Source organism: Rhodovarius lipocyclicus, assembly GCF_009900765.1.
Classification (GTDB): domain Bacteria; phylum Pseudomonadota; class Alphaproteobacteria; order Acetobacterales; family Acetobacteraceae; genus Rhodovarius; species Rhodovarius lipocyclicus.
The window spans coordinates 105,667-122,217 of record NZ_JAAABL010000004.1 but is presented as its reverse complement, the minus strand read 5'-3'; the positions used below and the strand labels follow the sequence as shown (position 1 = coordinate 122,217).

Genomic DNA, 16,551 nt, shown 5'->3' with positions numbered 1-16,551 from the left:
CCGCCGGGAAGCCTCACCATGCAGAACACCCCCGAGATCTGGCGCCATGTTGACGCCAAGGCCCCTGAACTGATCGCGCTGGCCGATCGCGTCTGGGATATGCCGGAGCCGCTCTACGCCGAGTTCCGCTCGGCCGCCGAACATGTGGAGGAACTGAACCGCCAGGGCTTCCGGGTGGAGCAGGGCGTGGCCGGCATCCCCACCGCCATCATGGCCGAGGCCGGCGAGGACGGCCCGGTCATTGCCATCCTCGGCGAGTACGACGCGCTGCCGAGCCTGTCGCAGGAGGCGGGCATCGCCGAGCCCCGTGCCGTCGCGCATCACAACGGCTATGGCCATGGCTGCGGCCACAACCTGCTCGGCGCCGGCGCCATGCTGGCCGCCACCGCCGTGAAGGACTGGCTGGCCGCCCGCGGCATCAAGGGCCGCGTCCGCTACTACGGCTGCCCGGCCGAGGAAGGCGGCGCCGCCAAGACCTTCATGGTGCGCGAGGGCCTGTTCAAGGACGCCGACATCGCCATCACCTGGCATTCGCAGAGCTTCACCGAGGTGGCCCCCGCGGCCTCGCTGGCCAATTCCCGCGTGGACTTCACCTTCACCGGCCGCGCCAGCCATGCCGCCGCCGCGCCGCATCTGGGCCGCTCCGCGCTCGACGCCGTGGAGTTGATGAATGTCGGCGTGAACTACATGCGCGAGCACATGGATAGCGCGGCGCGCATCCACTACGCCTATCTGGATGCCGGCGGCGTGGCGCCCAATGTGGTGCAGCCGCGCGCCAAGGTGCGCTACTCCATCCGTCACCCGGACACCCCCGGCATGCGGGCGCTACTGGAGCGGGTGAAGAAGATCGCCCAGGGCGCTGCCCTGATGACCGAGACGACGGTGAAGGTCGAGATCATCTCCGGCGTGTCGAACCTGATGGCGAACACCCCGCTGGAAGAAGCGATGCAGCAGCAGTTCGAGCTGCTGGGCCCGCCGGAATACACCGACGCGGACCGCGAATACGCCCGCGCCATCCGCGCCACGCTGTCGGTCGAGGATATCCAGGCCGCCTTCCGCGCCGCCGGCCGCACCTATGACCCCGACATGGATTTGTGCGACCAGGTGCCGCCGCGCGACGCCCCGCGCCAGTTCATGATCGGGTCCACCGATGTGGGCGATGTGTCCTGGGTGGTGCCGCTGGTGCAGGCGCATGGCGCGACCTGCGCCGTGGGCACGCCGCTGCATTCCTGGCAGATGACCGCCCAGGGCAAGAGCGGCCACGCCCATGCGGGCATGGTGCATGTGGCCAAGGTGATGGCCGCGACCGCCGTGGCCGCGATCGAGAACCCGGCGCTGATCGAGGCGGCCAAGGCCGATCTGGCGAAGCGGCTGGCGGGCACGCCCTATGACTGCCCCATCCCGGCGGAGAACGTGCCGCCGCTGGACATGGCGAAGGGCTGAGCGGGGGAGGGGGCGGAGGCCCCCTTTTTCGTGGAGGCAGGGCGCGCGGAAGGGTGCGCCTGCTACGGGCTTGGTCGTTTCAGCGATGCTGGAAGGATTGGCTGGGGAACCTGGATTCGAACCAAGACTGCCCGAGTCAGAGTCGGGAGTTCTACCGTTAAACTATTCCCCAATCGCGCTGTCCGGGCGGTGCCCATCGGCGTCGGCGGGGCATATAGCACCCTCATTCGGCTTGTCCAACCCGCCCCGGTTACAAAATCATCACGCGTTCGGCAGGTTTCAGAATCCGCTTGCCCCTGCGCCACCCCGCACCGCATCATGACAAACAGTTGGCAAATTCCTTGCCGCGGACCAAAGGCCGGAGGTGCAGCCCCATCATGCCCGACATCGCGATCAGGCATGAAGGCACGCCAACCCTCCCGCTCAGCCCCCAGGCATCCCCGCGCCCGGCTGCATCCGAATCGGCCTTTTACGCGGCGCTCGACCTCGGCACCAACAACTGCCGCCTGCTGGTCGGCACCCCCAGCCCCCAGGGCTTCCGCGTGGTGGACAGCTTCAGCCGCATCGTCCGCCTGGGTGAGGGTCTGACCAGCACCGGCCGCCTTTCCGAACCCGCCATGGACCGCGCCGTGGCGGCGCTGACCGCCTGCGCCGACAAGCTCACCCGCCGGCCCCTGCGCGGATTCGCGGCCGTGGCGACCGAGGCCTGCCGCCGGGCCGAGAACGGCGCCGAATTCCTCGCCCGCGTCACCCGCGAAACCGGTATCTCCCCCCGCGTGATCTGCGCGCGGGAGGAAGCGCAGCTCGCCCTGGCCAGCTGCTCCCCCCTGCTGCGGGAGGGCGACCGCCGCGCCATCCTGTTCGACATCGGCGGCGGCTCCACCGAGATCGCCTGGGTGCGCCTGCCGCAGGATGCCCGCGGCGTGCCGGAACTGGCGGGCACCATCTCCATCCCCGTGGGCGTGGTCACGCTGGCCGAACGCCAGGGCGACAGTTGCTTCACCCGCGCGGGGTTCGAGGCGGTGCGCGATGAGGTGGTGGAAAAGCTCGCGGCCTTCGACGCCGTGCATTGCATCGGTCAGGAGATTCGCCAGGGCGGCGTGCGGCTGATCGGCACGTCGGGCACCGTCACCACCCTGGCCGGCACCGTGATGGCCCTGCCGCGCTATCGCCGCCAATGGGTGGATGGCGTGTGCCTGGAGGCCGAGGAGGCCGACGAGGCGCTGGAAACCCTGTTCCGCATGGGCCGCCAGGGCTTGGCCGCCCACCCCTGCGTGGGGCCGGAGCGCGCGGAATTCGTACTGCCCGGCTGCGCCGTCTATGCCGCCATCCGCCAGCTGTGGCCGGTGCGGAAGCTGACGGTGGCCGACCGTGGCCTGCGCGAAGGCATGCTGATGCGCCTGATCCAGGGTGATCGTGGCGCCCGCCACGCCCGCCACGCCCGCCGCCCCTGGTGCTAACCGCGCTTTTCCGGGCCGATTCGCCGCTTCAGGCGTTTCCGCCGGGGGGCGATCTGCGCTAACCCCCCATCCATGACTAAAGCCCCCTCCAACACCCGTGGCCTGTACCAGCGCCTGCGCACCGCCGAAGGGCGCAGCACCGCCAGCCAGCGCTGGCTGACCCGGCAGCTGAACGACCCCTATGTGCGCATGGCCAAGGAAGCCGGCTGGCGCAGCCGCGCGGCCTTCAAGCTGATCCAGCTGGACGAGAAGTTCCACCTGCTGAAGCCCGGCATGCGCGTGGTCGATCTGGGGGCCGCCCCCGGCGGCTGGACGCAGGTGGCCGTGGCCCGGGTGGGCGAACGCGGCAAGGTCGTGGGCCTGGATCTGCTGGAGATGGACCCGGTGCCCGGCGCCACCATCCTGCAGGGCGACTTCCAGGAGGAAGCGGACGAGCGCCGCGTGCTGGAGGCGCTGGACGGCCAGGCGGATCTCGTGATGTCCGACATGGCGCCCAACACCACGGGCCATGCCGCGACGGACCATCTGCGCATCGTGGCGCTGGGGGAACTGGCGCTGGATTTCGCCCTGCGGGTGCTGGCCCCGGGCGGGGCCTTCGCCACCAAGCTGTTCCAGGGCGGTGCGCAGACCGAGATGCAGGTGACCATGAAGAACCGCTTCGCCCAGGTGCGCCACGCCAAGCCCGAGGCCAGCCGCAAGGACAGCAGCGAGCTGTACGTGGTGGCGACCGGCTTCAAGGGGTAGGAAAAATCCACTTCGGGGCAGCCCCGCGCGCACTGCAACACTTCCGCGCTTGCGGCGCCGGGGCCAGCGGCCTAACAGGGGTCGCCAAGGTTGCGGAACCCCCGAAAGGTCCCCCATGGCGCTCGACACTCCGATGAATCCCTACCGCTTCGCGATCGAGGAGGCCTATGCCTTCGACGACGTGCTGCTGGTGCCCTCCTACTCCACCGTGCTGCCCAGCCAGGCTGATACGCGCACGAAGCTGACGCGCGAGATCGCGCTGAACATCCCCCTGGTCTCCGCCGCGATGGACACGGTGACCGAGGCGCCGATGGCGATCGCGATGGCCCAGACCGGCGGCATCGGCGTGATCCACAAGAACATGACGTTCGAGGAACAGGCCGAGCAGGTCCGCCGCGTGAAGCGGTTCGAGAGCGGCATGGTGGTGAACCCCGTCATGATCCACCCCGACCAGACCCTGGCCGAACTGCAGGCCCTGAAGGCCCGCACCGGCATCTCCGGCTTTCCGGTGGTGGAGCGCGAGACGAACCGCCTGGTCGGCATCGTCACCAACCGCGACACCCGCTTCGAGACGGACCCGAACGCGAAGGTCTACCAGCTCATGACGCGCGAGGGGCTGGTGACCACCCAGGTCGGCGCCTCCGCCGAGAGCGCCCGCCGCCTGCTGCATGACCGCCGGCTGGAAAAGCTGCTGGTGGTGGATGAGCAGGGCCGCTGCGTGGGCCTGATCACTGTCAAGGACATGGACAAGGCCAGCTCCAACCCGACCGCGGTGAAGGATGCGATGGGCCGCCTGCGCGTGGCCGCCGCCACCGGCGTGGGTGAGGACGGCATCAAGCGCGCCGAGGCGCTGGTGGCCGCCGATGTGGACGTGGTGGTGGTCGATACCGCCCATGGCCATTCGGGCGGCGTGCTGGCCGCTGTCGAGCGCATCAAGCGCATGTCCAACTCCGTGCAGGTCATCGCGGGCAATGTGGCGACGCCCGAGGGCGTGCTGGCGCTGATCGAGGCGGGCGCGGATGCCGTGAAGATCGGCATCGGCCCCGGCTCCATCTGCACCACCCGCATCGTCGCGGGCGTGGGCGTGCCGCAGCTGACGGCGGTGATGGAATCCTCGGCCGCCGCGCGCGAGAAGGGCGTGCCCGCCATCGCCGATGGCGGCGTGCGCACCTCCGGCGATATCGCCAAGGCGATCGCGGGCGGCGCGGATTGCGTGATGATGGGCAGCGTCTTCGCCGGCACCGACGAGGCGCCGGGCGAGGTGTTCCTGTATCAGGGCCGCTCCTACAAATCCTATCGCGGCATGGGCAGCCTGGGCGCCATGGCCCGCGGCTCGGCGGACCGGTATTTCCAGGCCGAGGTGCAGGACAGCCTGAAGCTGGTGCCCGAGGGCGTGGAAGGCCGCGTCGGCTACAAGGGCCCGGTGGGCAATGTCATCCACCAGATGGTGGGCGGCCTGAAGGCGGCCATGGGCTACACCGGCAACGCCACCATCGAGGACATGCAGCGCAACGCCCGCTTCCGCCGCATCACCGGCGCCGGCCTGCGGGAGAGCCATGTGCATGATGTCGCCATCACGCGTGAGGCGCCGAACTATCGCGCCGACTGACATGAGCACCCACAAGCGGGGCGGCGGCGCATGACGCCCGCCGCCCGCATCGCCGGCGCGATCGACCTGCTGGCCGCGCTGGCGGCCGAGCCCCGCCGCCCGGCCGACGCCATCGCCCATGATTTCTTCCGCGCCCGCCGCTTCATCGGCGGCGGCGACCGGCGCGCCGTGTCCGACCTGGCCTGGGGCGCCGTGCGCGAACACGCGCGGCTCGTCTGGTGGGTGCGCCGGGCGGGGGCCGAGCCTTCGCCGCGCCTGCTGATCCTGGCGCATCTGGTGCTGGTCGAACGCCGATCCCCCAGCGCGGTCTTCACCGGGGAACGCTATGCCCCCGCGGCCCTGACCGCCGCCGAGACCGCGGTGGCCGAGGCGCTGCGCGGCCAGGATCTGCTACACCCGGCCATGCCGATGACCGCGCGGCTGAACCTGCCGGAATGGGCGCTACCGGGGCTGGAGGAACGCTTCGCCGAGACCCTGCCGCGTGAGGCGGAGGCGCTGGCCGGCACCGCGCCGCTCGACCTGCGGGTGAACCTGCTGCGCGGCACGCGCGCCGCGGCCCTGGCCGCCCTGGCCGGGGAGGGGATCAAGGCCGAGCCCATGCCCTTCTCCCCTTGGGGTTTGCGGGTGGCCGGGCGCAAGCCGATCGGGTCCACCAAGGCCTATCAGTCCGGCCTGGTCGAGGTGCAGGACGAAGGCAGCCAGCTGATCGCCGCCGTCACGGGCGCCAAGCCCGGCATGCGCGTGGCCGATCTGTGCGCGGGGGCGGGGGGCAAGACGCTCGCCATCGCCATGACCATGGCCAACAAGGGCCGGATCACCGCCTGCGACGTGTCGGCCCCGCGCCTGGCCGGGGCGGCGCGCCGCTTCGCCCGCGCCGGCGTGGACAATGCCGAGACCCATCTGCTGGAACATGGCGACCGCTGGGGCAAGCGCCGCGCCGGCCAGTTCGACCGTGTGCTGGTCGATGCCCCCTGCACCGGCACCGGCACCTGGCGCCGCAACCCCGATGCCCGGCACCGCATGGGCGCCGAGGACTTGCGGGAACTCGTTGCCAAGCAACATGAAATTCTCTCGATTGGCGCAGAATTGGTGAAACCGGGAGGATTGTTGGTCTACGCTACCTGTTCGCTTCTCCCGGAAGAGGACGAACGTCAGGTGGACCGTTTCCTTGCCGAGCATCCCGCCTTCTCCGTGCTGCCCCTGGCCGAGGCCTGGGCGCAGGCGGACCTCCCGGCCGCGCCGCCGGGGGAGGGGCCTTATCTGCTGATGTCGCCCGCGCGGCACGGCACGGACGGCTTCTTCGCCGCTGTGATGCGGCGGGGCTGAGCCCCCGATGATCCGCGTCCGCCGTGCGACCGCGCAGGATGCGGCGGGCATGGGGCTGGTGCATGTCGCGGCATGGCGCAGCACCTATGCCGGCATCCTGCCGGATGCCTATCTGGTCGGGCTTTCCGCCCTGCGAGAGGCCGCGTCCTATGAGCGCGGCATCGCCACCCAGCGCGGCCATGGCCATGCCGCCTTCGTGGCGGTGGCCGAGGCCGGGGACATGCCGCCGGGCAGCCGCATGCCCCCGGGCGGCCAGGTGGTCGCCTTCACCACCACCGGCCGCTGCCGCCGCCCGGAGCTGGCGGAGGGCGAGGTGGAGACCCTGTATGTGCTGGATGACTGGCGTGAGCAGGGCTTGGGCCGGCGCCTGCTGCGCGCCGCGGCCGCGCATCTGAACGCGCTGCATTGCCACAGTGCCATGGCCTGGGTGCTGGCCGAGAATCCGAACCGCTTCTTCTATGAAAGACTCGGGGCCCGGGTGGCGGCGGAGGAGCACATCCGGGTGGGCGGTCAGGATCTGGTGCAGCGGGCCATGCTGTGGAACCCGGTGGACAAGCTGCTGAACGCCACCGCGCGCAGCGCCCTGGAATAATATGTTGATATAATTGATGATTTAGAGACACCTCCAACTCCCAAAAAGAAAAGATTGGGGGCTCCGGGGGAAATTCCTTTCCCCCGGCGGGGGGCGAGGGGGCGGAGCCCCCCGGCAGCGCCACCCAGCCATCCCATCATCGCGTCTTGAACCCATCCTGTCCTTGTGCTCGAAGGCGCCATGAACGCCGAAGCCACCCGCGCCCCCGCTTCCGCCCCCGGTTCCGCTGCCGCCCTGGCGCAGCACCATGACCGGATCCTCATCCTCGATTTCGGCAGCCAGGTGACGCAGCTGATCGCGCGCCGCCTGCGGGAGGCCGGGGTCTATTGCGAGGTCTGGCCCTTCAACAACGCGCCGGAGGCGCGCATCCGCGCTTTCGCCCCGCGCGGCATCATCTTCTCCGGCGGGCCGGCCAGCGTGACGGAGGGCGAGAGCCCCCGCGCCCCGGAATGCGTGTTTGAGATGGGCCTGCCGATCCTGGGCATCTGCTATGGCCAGCAGACCCTGGCCAAGCAGCTGGGCGGCACGGTGGAGGGTGGGCATGCCCGCGAATTCGGCCGTGCCGTGGTCGAGGTGACGGGCGAGTGCATCATCACCCAGGGTGTGTGGGCCAAGGGTGCGAAGGAGACCGTGTGGATGTCCCACGGCGACCGCATCACGGTGCTGCCGCCGGGCTTCCGCGTGGTGGCGCAGAGCGAGGGCGCGCCCTTCGCGCTGATCGCCAATGACGAGCGCCGCTATTACGGCACCATGTTCCATCCGGAGGTGGTGCACACCCCGCATGGCGCGGCGCTGCTGAAGAACTTCACCAACCTGGTCTGCGGCTGCCGCGGCGACTGGACCATGGGCGCCTATCGCGCCGAGGCCATCGCGCGCATCCGCGCCCAGGTCGGCGGCGGCAAGGTCGTGTGCGGCCTGTCGGGCGGGGTCGATTCCTCGGTGGCGGCGGTGCTGATCCATGAGGCGATCGGCGACCAGTTGACCTGCATCTATGTCGATCACGGGCTGATGCGCGCGAATGAGAGCGCGCAGGTGGTGGCGACCTTCCGCGACCGCTTCAACATCAAGCTGATCCACCGCGATGCGTCCGACCTGTTCCTGGGCCAGCTGGCCGGCGTCACGGACCCCGAGCAGAAGCGCAAGATCATCGGCCGCCTGTTCATCGAGGTGTTCGAGGAGGAGCAGGCCAAGCTCGGCGGCGCCGACTTCCTGGCCCAGGGCACGCTGTACCCGGATGTGATCGAGAGCGTGTCCGCCACCGGCGGGCCTTCGGTCACCATCAAGTCCCACCACAATGTCGGCGGCCTGCCCGAGGGCATGCGCATGCGCCTGGTGGAGCCGCTGCGGGACCTGTTCAAGGACGAGGTGCGGGCGCTGGGCCGCGAATTGTCCATCCCCGAGGAGATCGTGGGCCGGCATCCCTTCCCGGGGCCGGGGCTGGCGATCCGCATCCCCGGCGACGTGACGCGGGAGAAGGCGGACCTGCTGCGCAAGGTGGACAGCATCTATCTGGAGGAGATCCGCGCGGCCGGGCTGTATGACGCGATCTGGCAGGCGTTTGCCGTGCTGCTGCCGGTGCGCACGGTGGGTGTGATGGGCGATGGCCGGACCTATGACCAGGCCTGCGCCCTGCGCGCGGTGACGAGCACGGATGGCATGACCGCCGATGTGTACCCGTTCACCATGGAGTTCCTGACCCGGGTGGCGGGGCGGATCGTGAATGAGGTGCGCGGGATCAATCGTGTGACCTATGACATCACGAGCAAGCCGCCGGGGACGATTGAGTGGGAATAATTTTTGCCCATCCGAGGGTATCCAAAACTACGCCAGAATACGCTCTAACCCACTGAAAAACAGAAATAATCAAGCCATAGCCTATCGATATCTATCGGTGGGCATGGAACGCGTCTGTCGTATCTGGTGACGGACCCGCCCCCCGTTGATCATCCGGAAAATCGAAAGTACCGTCACAGCGACAGAGGCTCGTGACGGTACTTTTTTCGGCCTAATCTGCTGAAAATAAACAGACATATCCGCCGACAGCCTCCGAAAAACGCCTGACGGTCTTTTTTTGCGTGGAGGCCCCAAATGTTGACGGATGCAGCACTCAAGTGCCTGAAGCCAAAAGCCAAAATGTACAAGGTGACCGATCGTGACGGCATGTACGTGCGCGTCGCGCCGACAGGCGGCATCTCGTTCAGGCTCGACTACCGGCTGAACGGCAGGCGCGAGACCGTCCATCTTGGCAAGTACGCCCGAGATGGGATCTCGCTCGCCCGGGCGCGTGAACTGTGCCTGGACGCCAAACGGATGATCGCAGAGGGGCGGTCACCAGCCATCGAGAAGCAGCGGGACAAGCGTCGGATCAAGGAGGCCAAGAGCTTCGGTGAGTTCGGCGAGAAGTGGCTGACAGGCGCGCCCATGGCCGACAGCACGCGCGCCATGCGCCGCGCCATCTTCGAGCGCGAACTCAAGCCCGTCTGGCGGAATCGGTTGCTGACCGAGATCACGCCTGATGACCTGCGCGCACACTGCGCCAAGATCGTGGAAAGGGGCGCGCCGGCGACAGCCATTCATGTGCGGGATATCCTGAAGCAGATCTACGCCTTCGCCATCCTCCACGGCGAGAAGGTCGCGAACCCGGCCGATGACGTCGGTCCTGCTTCGATTGCTACCTTCACGCCCAAGGACCGTGCGCTGTCGCCGACCGAGATCCGCATCATGCTCAAGCAACTCGAGCATGTCGCGACCCTGCCGACGATCCGCCTCGGCATGAAGCTCTATCTCCTCACCATGGTCCGGAAGAGCGAACTGCAGGACGCGATCTGGGATGAGGTCGATTTCGAAAACGCTGTCTGGACGATCCCGAAGGAGCGCATGAAGCGGTCGAAGCCGCACAATGTCTACCTGTGCCGGCAGACCCTCGACATCATGATCGCGCTCAAGACCTGCGCTGGTAATTCCCGGTATCTGCTGCCGTCCCGCTACGATGCGGACGCGCCGATGTCGCGGGCGACCTTCAACCGGGTCACCTACGCCGTTGTCGAACAGGCCAAGAAGGAGGGGCTGCCGCTGGAGTCGTTCACGGTCCATGATCTTCGGCGCACGGGGTCGACGCTGCTCAACGAGCTGGGCTTCAACCGCGACTGGATCGAAAAGTGCCTGGCGCACGAGGATGGGCGCTCATCGCGCGGCGTCTACAACAAGGCCGAGTACGAAGTTCAGCGTCGCCACATGATGCAGGAATGGGCTGACACGGTCGACGCCTGGGTCGAGGGCCGGAGGTATGTTCCGACGCTGCTGCCGCCGGTCATGCCGCCTATCGCGCTCGATCCTGCCCTTTGACCGGGCGGGACTTGCGCTTGGTGACGTCCGGATGCTGCGCGCGATGGATTGGCTTTGCGCGCCGCGCCAGCAACCAGGCCTGGACCTCGGCAAGATCCCAGACGATGCAGCGCGGTGACAGCGCGAAGCGGCGTGGAAATTCGCCGCGCTGCTCCATCTCGTAGATCGTGCTGTCGGCCAGTGGCACCATCTCTCGCAGCTGGTGCCGCCTGATGGTCTTCCTGATCTCCAATGGCTCGCTCTGACCCATGCCCATTCTCCTTCGAGGCCGTCGCTGGCGATTGAGAACGATAGGTGCCGATACCGGAAGCCCTTGCCGTGTGACGTGCGGCAATTTCGGGCTCTGGCGTAGAAATCGGCGGGTCCAACTCAGTGCAGTCAGTGAAGTCGGATATCCGTCAGCCCACAGAATCTGCACGACTCGGCGCAAGTGAAACGCGCCGCAATTGCGATGTTCAGATCACGCACCATTTACTGATCGCGCTGGCGAGATGCGATCCAGAAGTTTGCGAGCAACGTAAGAACAGTCGACTGCGCGACACTCAATAAGTTCGTTGCCGGGTGTAGCGAGGAGACGGACAAGAGCCATATTCTGATCAAAACAGTTCTCGGGGCTGATGGGGCGACGTTTGCGAAGACCTTTGCATCATGGGGAACCATCGTGCCGAGATCGAAGATCGAGCTACGCCATGTGCGTTACATCATCGCCGCTGCGGAAAGCGGCAGCTTCCGGCGCGCCGCGCAGGACCTCGGTGTCGAGCAATCGGCAATCAGCCGGCGCATCCGGGATGTCGAGGATGAGATCGGCGCCCAGCTCTTCCGTCGTCACAGCGCCGGTGTCCACCTGACCGAGATCGGCAGGCAGTTTCTCCGCCAAGCCAGCCCTGTCGCACATCAGATCGGTTCGGCGCTCGAAAGCGCGAGGACGATCGCGGCTGCAGGGCGACATCTCAGGATCGGCGTCTTCGGGCCATTGACCATGGGGTTTCTGTCGGAGCTCTTTGGAGCCTTTCGGCAAGACAGGCCGGGCACGCGGCTGCAGTTCAGCGAGGCAAGTTCGCCTGAGCTCATCGCAGCCGTGCGGCGCAGGCAGCTGGATGTCGGTGTTGTTGCCGAAGCTTCGCCCGGACGGGGCTATGCCATGACGCATCTGTGGAACGAGCCCGTCTACCTGGCGATGGCGGAGAGCGACCCGCTCGCCGATCGGAAGGCGGTTCGATGGTGTGATCTGCGCAATCATCACTTCGTGGTGACCGACTTGCCGACGGGCGACTTCGCGAAGGCTTATCTTGAGCGGCAGCTCATGGCTCCGCGCGATGCGCTGCGCATCGAGCAATTGTCCGTGACGCGGGAGTCGTTGATGCAAATCGTCGCCCATGGCGGCGGCGTCACCATCGCGGGCAGCGCGCATGTCCGTTTTGGCCTTTCTGGCATCACCTTCCGCCTGATCGAGGACGCCATGCTTCGCTATGGCGCGGTCCATCCGAGCGGGTCTCTGCCAAGGGATCTCGAACGTCTGCTGACGCTGGCGAAGTCCCTATCGGAGAGAGACCAGGCATGGTTCACCCGGCAGCGGCTCATCCGTCCTGAGCATCGGCGCGGGCCGCGCGTTGACCGCCTTCGCGGCGCGCGCGGGCGAACCCTCGATCGGTTGCAATGAAGCGCTCGAGCATGGGCACGATCAGCCTCAACGGGTCGCCGATGGTCTGGCCTTGTTCGCGGCCGAGTGCTGCGGCGTAGGCGACGAGGTCCCGATGCAGCGGCGCAGGGAGTTCAATCGTCACCTTCACCGGCTTGTCGTCGATGATCTGGCCGAGCTTCAGCTTACTCATTACAACCCTCCATACGGTTCGAGCACGAGGTCGCGGGTGACGATGACGCGGACGGGAAATCCCGGCCGGATCGTCAGGGTCGGCGCGACATTGAGCTGCCGACGGATGATCTGCTGGCCAGCATCGTTGATCGTGTCCTGTGCACCGTTCCGGATCGCCCGGAGCAGCCGATCCTGATCGTCAACGGCCAGTTCGGCGCCGACCGACAACAGGGTCGACAGGCCGGCAGCCTTGGCGAGATCCCACCAGTGATAATCAACGCCATCCTGAAGACCCGCATAGCCTTGCGCGTCGGCTCCGGGCTGACGTTCCAGGACGATCGAACGGCCGTTCGGGAGGATGAGCCGCTTCCAGACGAGCAACACCCGGCGCTGACCGAAGCCAACGTCGTTGCTGTACTCGCCGATCAGCCGCGTGCCCTGCGGGACAAGCAGGATGCGCCCGGTCGGGCTGTCGTAGACATGCTCCGTCACCTGCGCGGTGATCTGGCCCGGCAGGTCCGACCGGATGCCAGTGATCAGCGCCGCGGGTATGACGGCGCCGGTCTGAAGCACATAGGGCGATGCCGGACCCATCACGCGATCTGGCGAGACCGTGCGCCGGTCTACGCCCGCATTCAGGAACGCGAGCTGGCGATCCTGTGCCGTGGGCGCGCCTGGCTGGCCCGGAAGACCCAGCCCAGTCAGGTTCGGGCTGCCTGGTCCGCCGGCTGTCGCAATCGGAGCTGCGACGCGCGCCTCCGTCTGGAAGAAGACGCGGCTCGTTCGGGCAGCTTCTTCTTCCGCGCGCCTGCGCTGCTCGACCGGATCTACGGCGGGCGCTGCCGCCATCGGCGGCGTGACGGGCTGGCCACGATTCTGCGCTTCGAGGATGGGTCGCCCCAGATCTCCGGGCAGCGGAGGCCCGAGCACGGGACCGGTATAGTCGCGAGGCAGTCCGGCAAGGCCATCTGCGGTTCGCCGGTTTTGCGTGGAGTAAAGCTCCTCACTGGCCGGGCCGATATTGCGCGTCTGAAGCGCATAGATGAGCGCGCCACCGACCCCGAGTGCGGCGACGAGACTGATGCCGCCCAGCACCTTTCGTGAAAGCCGGGTGACCCGGGGTGGTTCGGCGCGCAGCCGCATGGGTGCAGCGGCGTCGCCTGTTGGTGTGCCGACCAGCGGTGCGTCGACTTCGCCCTGCGTATCGCGCTCGCTCATGACGCGGGCCTCCCATCGGTGCGAACGATCCGGACCGTCTGCTGGCGCTCGCCACTGCCGAGACGGAGCTCGGCGGCGCCGAACAGGCGGTCGACGATCAGGATGTTCTGGTGGATCCGGCTGTTGGCGATCTGCGGTTCGCCATCCGCGCCGATGACGAAGAGCGGCGGCATCTCGCCCTGAACGATCCCGCGCGGAAACTCGACATAGACGCGGCGCCCGTCGTCGTAGACCGAGATCGGTCGCCACGGCGGCGTGTCGCCCGTGAGGCCGTAGCGATAGTTCCGTGCCGCAACGGCCGGGATCACTGGCGTGGCGGGCACCGCCTGTCTCTGCGAGGCGGGCGGCTGCGGATAGGCCCAGGCGACGGCCGGCATATAGGGGCGTTCGCCTGAGCGCAGCTCGATCATGTAGGTGCGCCGGTCGGTGGTGATGACCAGGTTCGTCGTGATGTCCGGCCGTGTCGGCTTGACCAGCACGTGAACGCGGCGGGTGATGCCCGAGCCGCTCTCGGTGTCGCCGATGATCCAGCGTGCCGTGTCGCCCGCAGCAATAGGGCCGGCGCCGGTCAGGCTTTCGCCTGGTTCCAAAGCGATGTTGGTGATCTGCCCGGGTGCTGCATAGACCTGATAGAGCGCGCCCTCGCTCCAGGGATAGATCTGAATCGAGTTGTAATAGCCCTCGCGGCGTGGCTCGACGCGCGCGGCGGCATTGGCATTCTCCACACGACCGGCCGGCGTCCCGGCGGCAGCGCCACCGCGCGCGGGTGTCCAGGCTGGCGGCGTGTGAAGCGGCCGTGGTGGCGCCTCCGTGACGGCAGCCGGCACAGGGGGAAGCGGCGGCACTTCGGTGTCGTAGCTTATCTGTGGCGGTCGGTTGGTCGCGCAGCCGGCCAGCGCCAATCCGGAGATCAGCAAAAGCGCAGAGCCGGATAGGCGGAAGCCGCGGATCGCGGATCGGCGGAGATGAGCTCTCATTGCCCCAGCTCCCGCGACCAGTTGATGGCGTTGACGTAGATCCCAAGCGGATTGGCCCGCAGCCGCTCGGCGTCGCGCGGGGGTTGGATCACGATGGTCAGGATGGCGGTCCAGCGCTGTGTCGTGGAGAGCTGGCCGTTCTCGTACTGGCGTTCGGTCCAAGCGACACGGAAGCTGTCGGGCGAAGCGCGGATCACGCTCGACACCTCGATCGACACCTGCTGCTTGCCGACGCGGGTGAAGGGGTCATTGGCCCGGGCGAAGTCATTGAGTGCGGCCGCACCGCGATCGGTCGTGAACTCGTAGGCGCGCAGCCAATTCTGCCGCACGACGATGGCGTCGGCCGGGATCGAGCGAACCTGCTCGATGAACCGCGCCAGATGCCAGGCCACCTGCGGATCGGTGGGGCGATAGTCGGCCTGCGCTGGCGCGACCGCCTGCGCCTGGCCGAGATTGTCGACTTGCACCACCCACGGGACGATGGTCCCGCGCGCCGACTGCCAGACCAGCGCGGCGGCGAAGCCGGCGGAGAGGATCAGGCAGCCGAAGGCCATGAAACGCCAGTTTCGGGCCTGGACACGCGCCGATCCGATCCGATCGTCCCATATCTGCGCCGCGCGCTGATAGGGTGTCTCGGGCTCGGGCGTCTTGCCATAGTGGGTTGCGGGTCGCTTGAAGAAGCTCATGTGCGGTCGCCTCCGGAGAGATTGATGGAAGAGCCGCCGCCGTGGCTGTCGCCCGATCGGATCGCGTGTGCCGCGAGCGTGACGCCGTGGCTCATGGTCTGCCCACGCCGCATGCGCTGCGCCCACGCCGGCGGGCTGGCGGCAGCGCCTGTGGCTGGCGGTGCGGCATCATTGGCGACCGTGCCCATGCTCGAGGAGCCGCCGGTGGCGCCAAAGCCGGTCTTGACGCCGTCGGCGAAGCTGGAGCGAACGCTCTGCGCGGCCCGGCGCAGTGGAGAGGCTGCCGCGCCGCCGGCAGCTCGTGCGACGCCGCCGAGGCCCGACGCGACGCCGGCGGCGCCCGACTGGCCGAGGGAACCGAGACTGTAGGCCGCGGAGGCGGCTCCCGCTGCGCTGGCTCCGCCGCGCACGGCAGCGGCGCCGCCGGAAATGGCGCTCGCGCCACCGCGCAGGGCGAGCCCGGCCGCGCCGCCAGCAGCCATGGCCGCGCCCCCCGCCACAAGGCCGGTGCCGATGGCGGAACCGGCGCCGAGTTGCGGGCCACCGGACACGATGCCGTTGGCGATACCGGGACCGAAGATGCCGAGGCCGAGAAGAGAGAGTGCGGCCAGCACGACGGCCATAGCGTCGTCGATAGTCGGTGGCTGACCGCCGAAACCTGCCGTGAACTGACTGAACAGAGTCGAGCCGATGCCGATGATGACGGCGAGCACCAGAACCTTGATCCCCGACGAGATGACGTTGCCCAGCACGCGCTCGGCCATGAAGGCGGTCTTCCCGAACAGGCCGAACGGGATCAGGACGAAGCCGGCCAGCGTGGTTAGCTTGAATTCGATCAGCGTGATGAAGAGCTGGATCGCGAGGATGAAGAAGGCGAGCAGCACCAGCGCCCAGGCGAAGAGCAGGCAGGCGATCTGGATGAAGTTTTCGAAGAAGGCGATCCAGCCCATCAAGTTCGAGATGGATTCGAGCAGCGGCCTTGCCGCATCGAGGCCCGTCTGCGCGACGCGGCCCGGCCGCATCAGGTCCTGGATGGAAAAGCCCGTGCCGGAGGCCTGAAGGCCGAGGCCGGCGAAGCTTTCGAAGACGATCCGCGCGAGGTTGTTCCAGTTCCCGATGATGTAGGCGAAGACCCCCACAAACAGCGTCTTCTTCACCAGACGCGCGATGATGTCGTCGTCCGCGCCCCAACTCCAGAACAGGGCGGCCAGCGTGACGTCGATGACGATCAGCGTCGTCGCAATGAACGCCACCTCGCCGCCGAGCAGGCCGAACCCGCTGTCGATGTAGGAGGTGAAGACTCCGAGGAAGTTGTCGATGACGCCGCTGCCGCCCATG

Annotated in this window: 15 protein-coding genes and 1 tRNA gene; 9 read left to right on the top strand and 7 right to left on the bottom strand. The window is 67.8% G+C overall.

The genetic code is table 11. The annotated features are described in order from the left end of the window. Positions 1 to 18: 18 nt before the first annotated feature. Positions 19 to 1,443: a M20 family metallopeptidase gene (locus tag GT007_RS06955; RefSeq protein WP_160120869.1), complete on the top strand. Its 1,425-nt coding sequence runs from the start codon at positions 19 to 21 to the stop codon at positions 1,441 to 1,443. Between the two features lie 98 nt (positions 1,444 to 1,541). On the opposite strand, the gene GT007_RS06950 is transcribed toward GT007_RS06955, so the two are convergent. After that, a tRNA-Gln gene (locus tag GT007_RS06950) sits at positions 1,542 to 1,615 on the bottom strand. A gap of 205 nt (positions 1,616 to 1,820) precedes the next feature. Between GT007_RS06950 and GT007_RS06945 the strand changes: the two genes are divergently transcribed. The 7 genes from GT007_RS06945 (at position 1,821) to GT007_RS06915 (ending at position 10,519) form a co-directional block, all read left to right on the top strand. Beyond that, positions 1,821 to 2,903, top strand: coding sequence for a Ppx/GppA phosphatase family protein (locus tag GT007_RS06945; protein ID WP_160120868.1), 1,083 nt, complete (start codon positions 1,821 to 1,823; stop codon positions 2,901 to 2,903). Between the two features lie 72 nt (positions 2,904 to 2,975). After that, positions 2,976 to 3,647, top strand: coding sequence for an RlmE family RNA methyltransferase (locus GT007_RS06940; RefSeq protein WP_160120867.1), 672 nt, complete (start codon positions 2,976 to 2,978; stop codon positions 3,645 to 3,647). A 115-nt stretch (positions 3,648 to 3,762) separates the two neighbouring features. Then, a complete protein-coding gene (guaB, locus tag GT007_RS06935) occupies positions 3,763 to 5,256 on the top strand; it encodes an IMP dehydrogenase (RefSeq protein WP_160120866.1) in 1,494 nt (497 codons plus the stop codon). A 30-nt stretch (positions 5,257 to 5,286) separates the two neighbouring features. Further along, positions 5,287 to 6,582 carry an RsmB/NOP family class I SAM-dependent RNA methyltransferase gene (locus GT007_RS06930; RefSeq protein WP_160120865.1) on the top strand — a complete coding sequence of 432 codons (1,296 nt, stop codon included), beginning with the start codon at positions 5,287 to 5,289 and terminating at the stop codon, positions 6,580 to 6,582. A 7-nt stretch (positions 6,583 to 6,589) separates the two neighbouring features. Further along, positions 6,590 to 7,174: a GNAT family N-acetyltransferase gene (locus tag GT007_RS06925; protein WP_160120864.1), complete on the top strand. Its 585-nt coding sequence runs from the start codon at positions 6,590 to 6,592 to the stop codon at positions 7,172 to 7,174. A gap of 180 nt (positions 7,175 to 7,354) precedes the next feature. Continuing rightward, entirely contained in the window at positions 7,355 to 8,968 is a 1,614-nt protein-coding gene (gene guaA, locus GT007_RS06920) for a glutamine-hydrolyzing GMP synthase (RefSeq protein ID WP_160120863.1), read from the top strand. Between the two features lie 294 nt (positions 8,969 to 9,262). Continuing rightward, positions 9,263 to 10,519 carry a tyrosine-type recombinase/integrase gene (locus tag GT007_RS06915; RefSeq protein WP_160120862.1) on the top strand — a complete coding sequence of 419 codons (1,257 nt, stop codon included), beginning with the start codon at positions 9,263 to 9,265 and terminating at the stop codon, positions 10,517 to 10,519. Here GT007_RS06915 and GT007_RS06910 read toward each other — a convergent pair. Then, positions 10,494 to 10,769 carry a helix-turn-helix transcriptional regulator gene (locus GT007_RS06910; RefSeq protein WP_160120861.1) on the bottom strand — a complete coding sequence of 92 codons (276 nt, stop codon included), beginning with the start codon at positions 10,767 to 10,769 and terminating at the stop codon, positions 10,494 to 10,496. The two genes, GT007_RS06915 and GT007_RS06910, sit on opposite strands and share 26 nt — an antisense overlap. 411 nt (positions 10,770 to 11,180) lie before the next feature. Here GT007_RS06910 and GT007_RS06905 point away from each other — a divergent pair, with 411 nt between their 5' ends. Next, complete coding sequence (locus GT007_RS06905) at positions 11,181 to 12,179, top strand: LysR family transcriptional regulator (protein ID WP_160120860.1); 999 nt, start codon at positions 11,181 to 11,183, stop codon at positions 12,177 to 12,179. Here the strand turns inward: GT007_RS06905 and GT007_RS06900 are convergent. From GT007_RS06900 to trbL, 5 genes are read right to left on the bottom strand one after another with little or no spacing between them, the layout of a single operon-like run. Next, positions 12,097 to 12,351, bottom strand: a complete 255-nt coding sequence (locus tag GT007_RS06900; protein ID WP_160120859.1) for a DUF2274 domain-containing protein — start codon at positions 12,349 to 12,351, stop codon at positions 12,097 to 12,099. The two genes, GT007_RS06905 and GT007_RS06900, sit on opposite strands and share 83 nt — an antisense overlap. After that, positions 12,351 to 13,550: a TraB/TrbI/VirB10 family type IV secretion system protein gene (locus GT007_RS06895; RefSeq protein WP_160120858.1), complete on the bottom strand. Its 1,200-nt coding sequence runs from the start codon at positions 13,548 to 13,550 to the stop codon at positions 12,351 to 12,353. The genes GT007_RS06900 and GT007_RS06895 overlap by 1 nt, the downstream gene beginning before the upstream one ends. After that, positions 13,547 to 14,527 carry a P-type conjugative transfer protein TrbG gene (gene trbG, locus GT007_RS06890; protein WP_160120857.1) on the bottom strand — a complete coding sequence of 327 codons (981 nt, stop codon included), beginning with the start codon at positions 14,525 to 14,527 and terminating at the stop codon, positions 13,547 to 13,549. The genes GT007_RS06895 and trbG overlap by 4 nt, the downstream gene beginning before the upstream one ends. Beyond that, positions 14,524 to 15,213 (bottom strand): conjugal transfer protein TrbF, encoded by a 690-nt coding sequence (gene trbF / locus GT007_RS06885; protein WP_137803565.1) that lies wholly within the window; start codon positions 15,211 to 15,213, stop codon positions 14,524 to 14,526. The genes trbG and trbF overlap by 4 nt, the downstream gene beginning before the upstream one ends. Then, a complete protein-coding gene (trbL, locus tag GT007_RS06880; RefSeq protein WP_160120856.1) occupies positions 15,210 to 16,550 on the bottom strand; it encodes a P-type conjugative transfer protein TrbL in 1,341 nt (446 codons plus the stop codon). The genes trbF and trbL overlap by 4 nt, the downstream gene beginning before the upstream one ends. Position 16,551 lies beyond the last annotated feature (1 nt).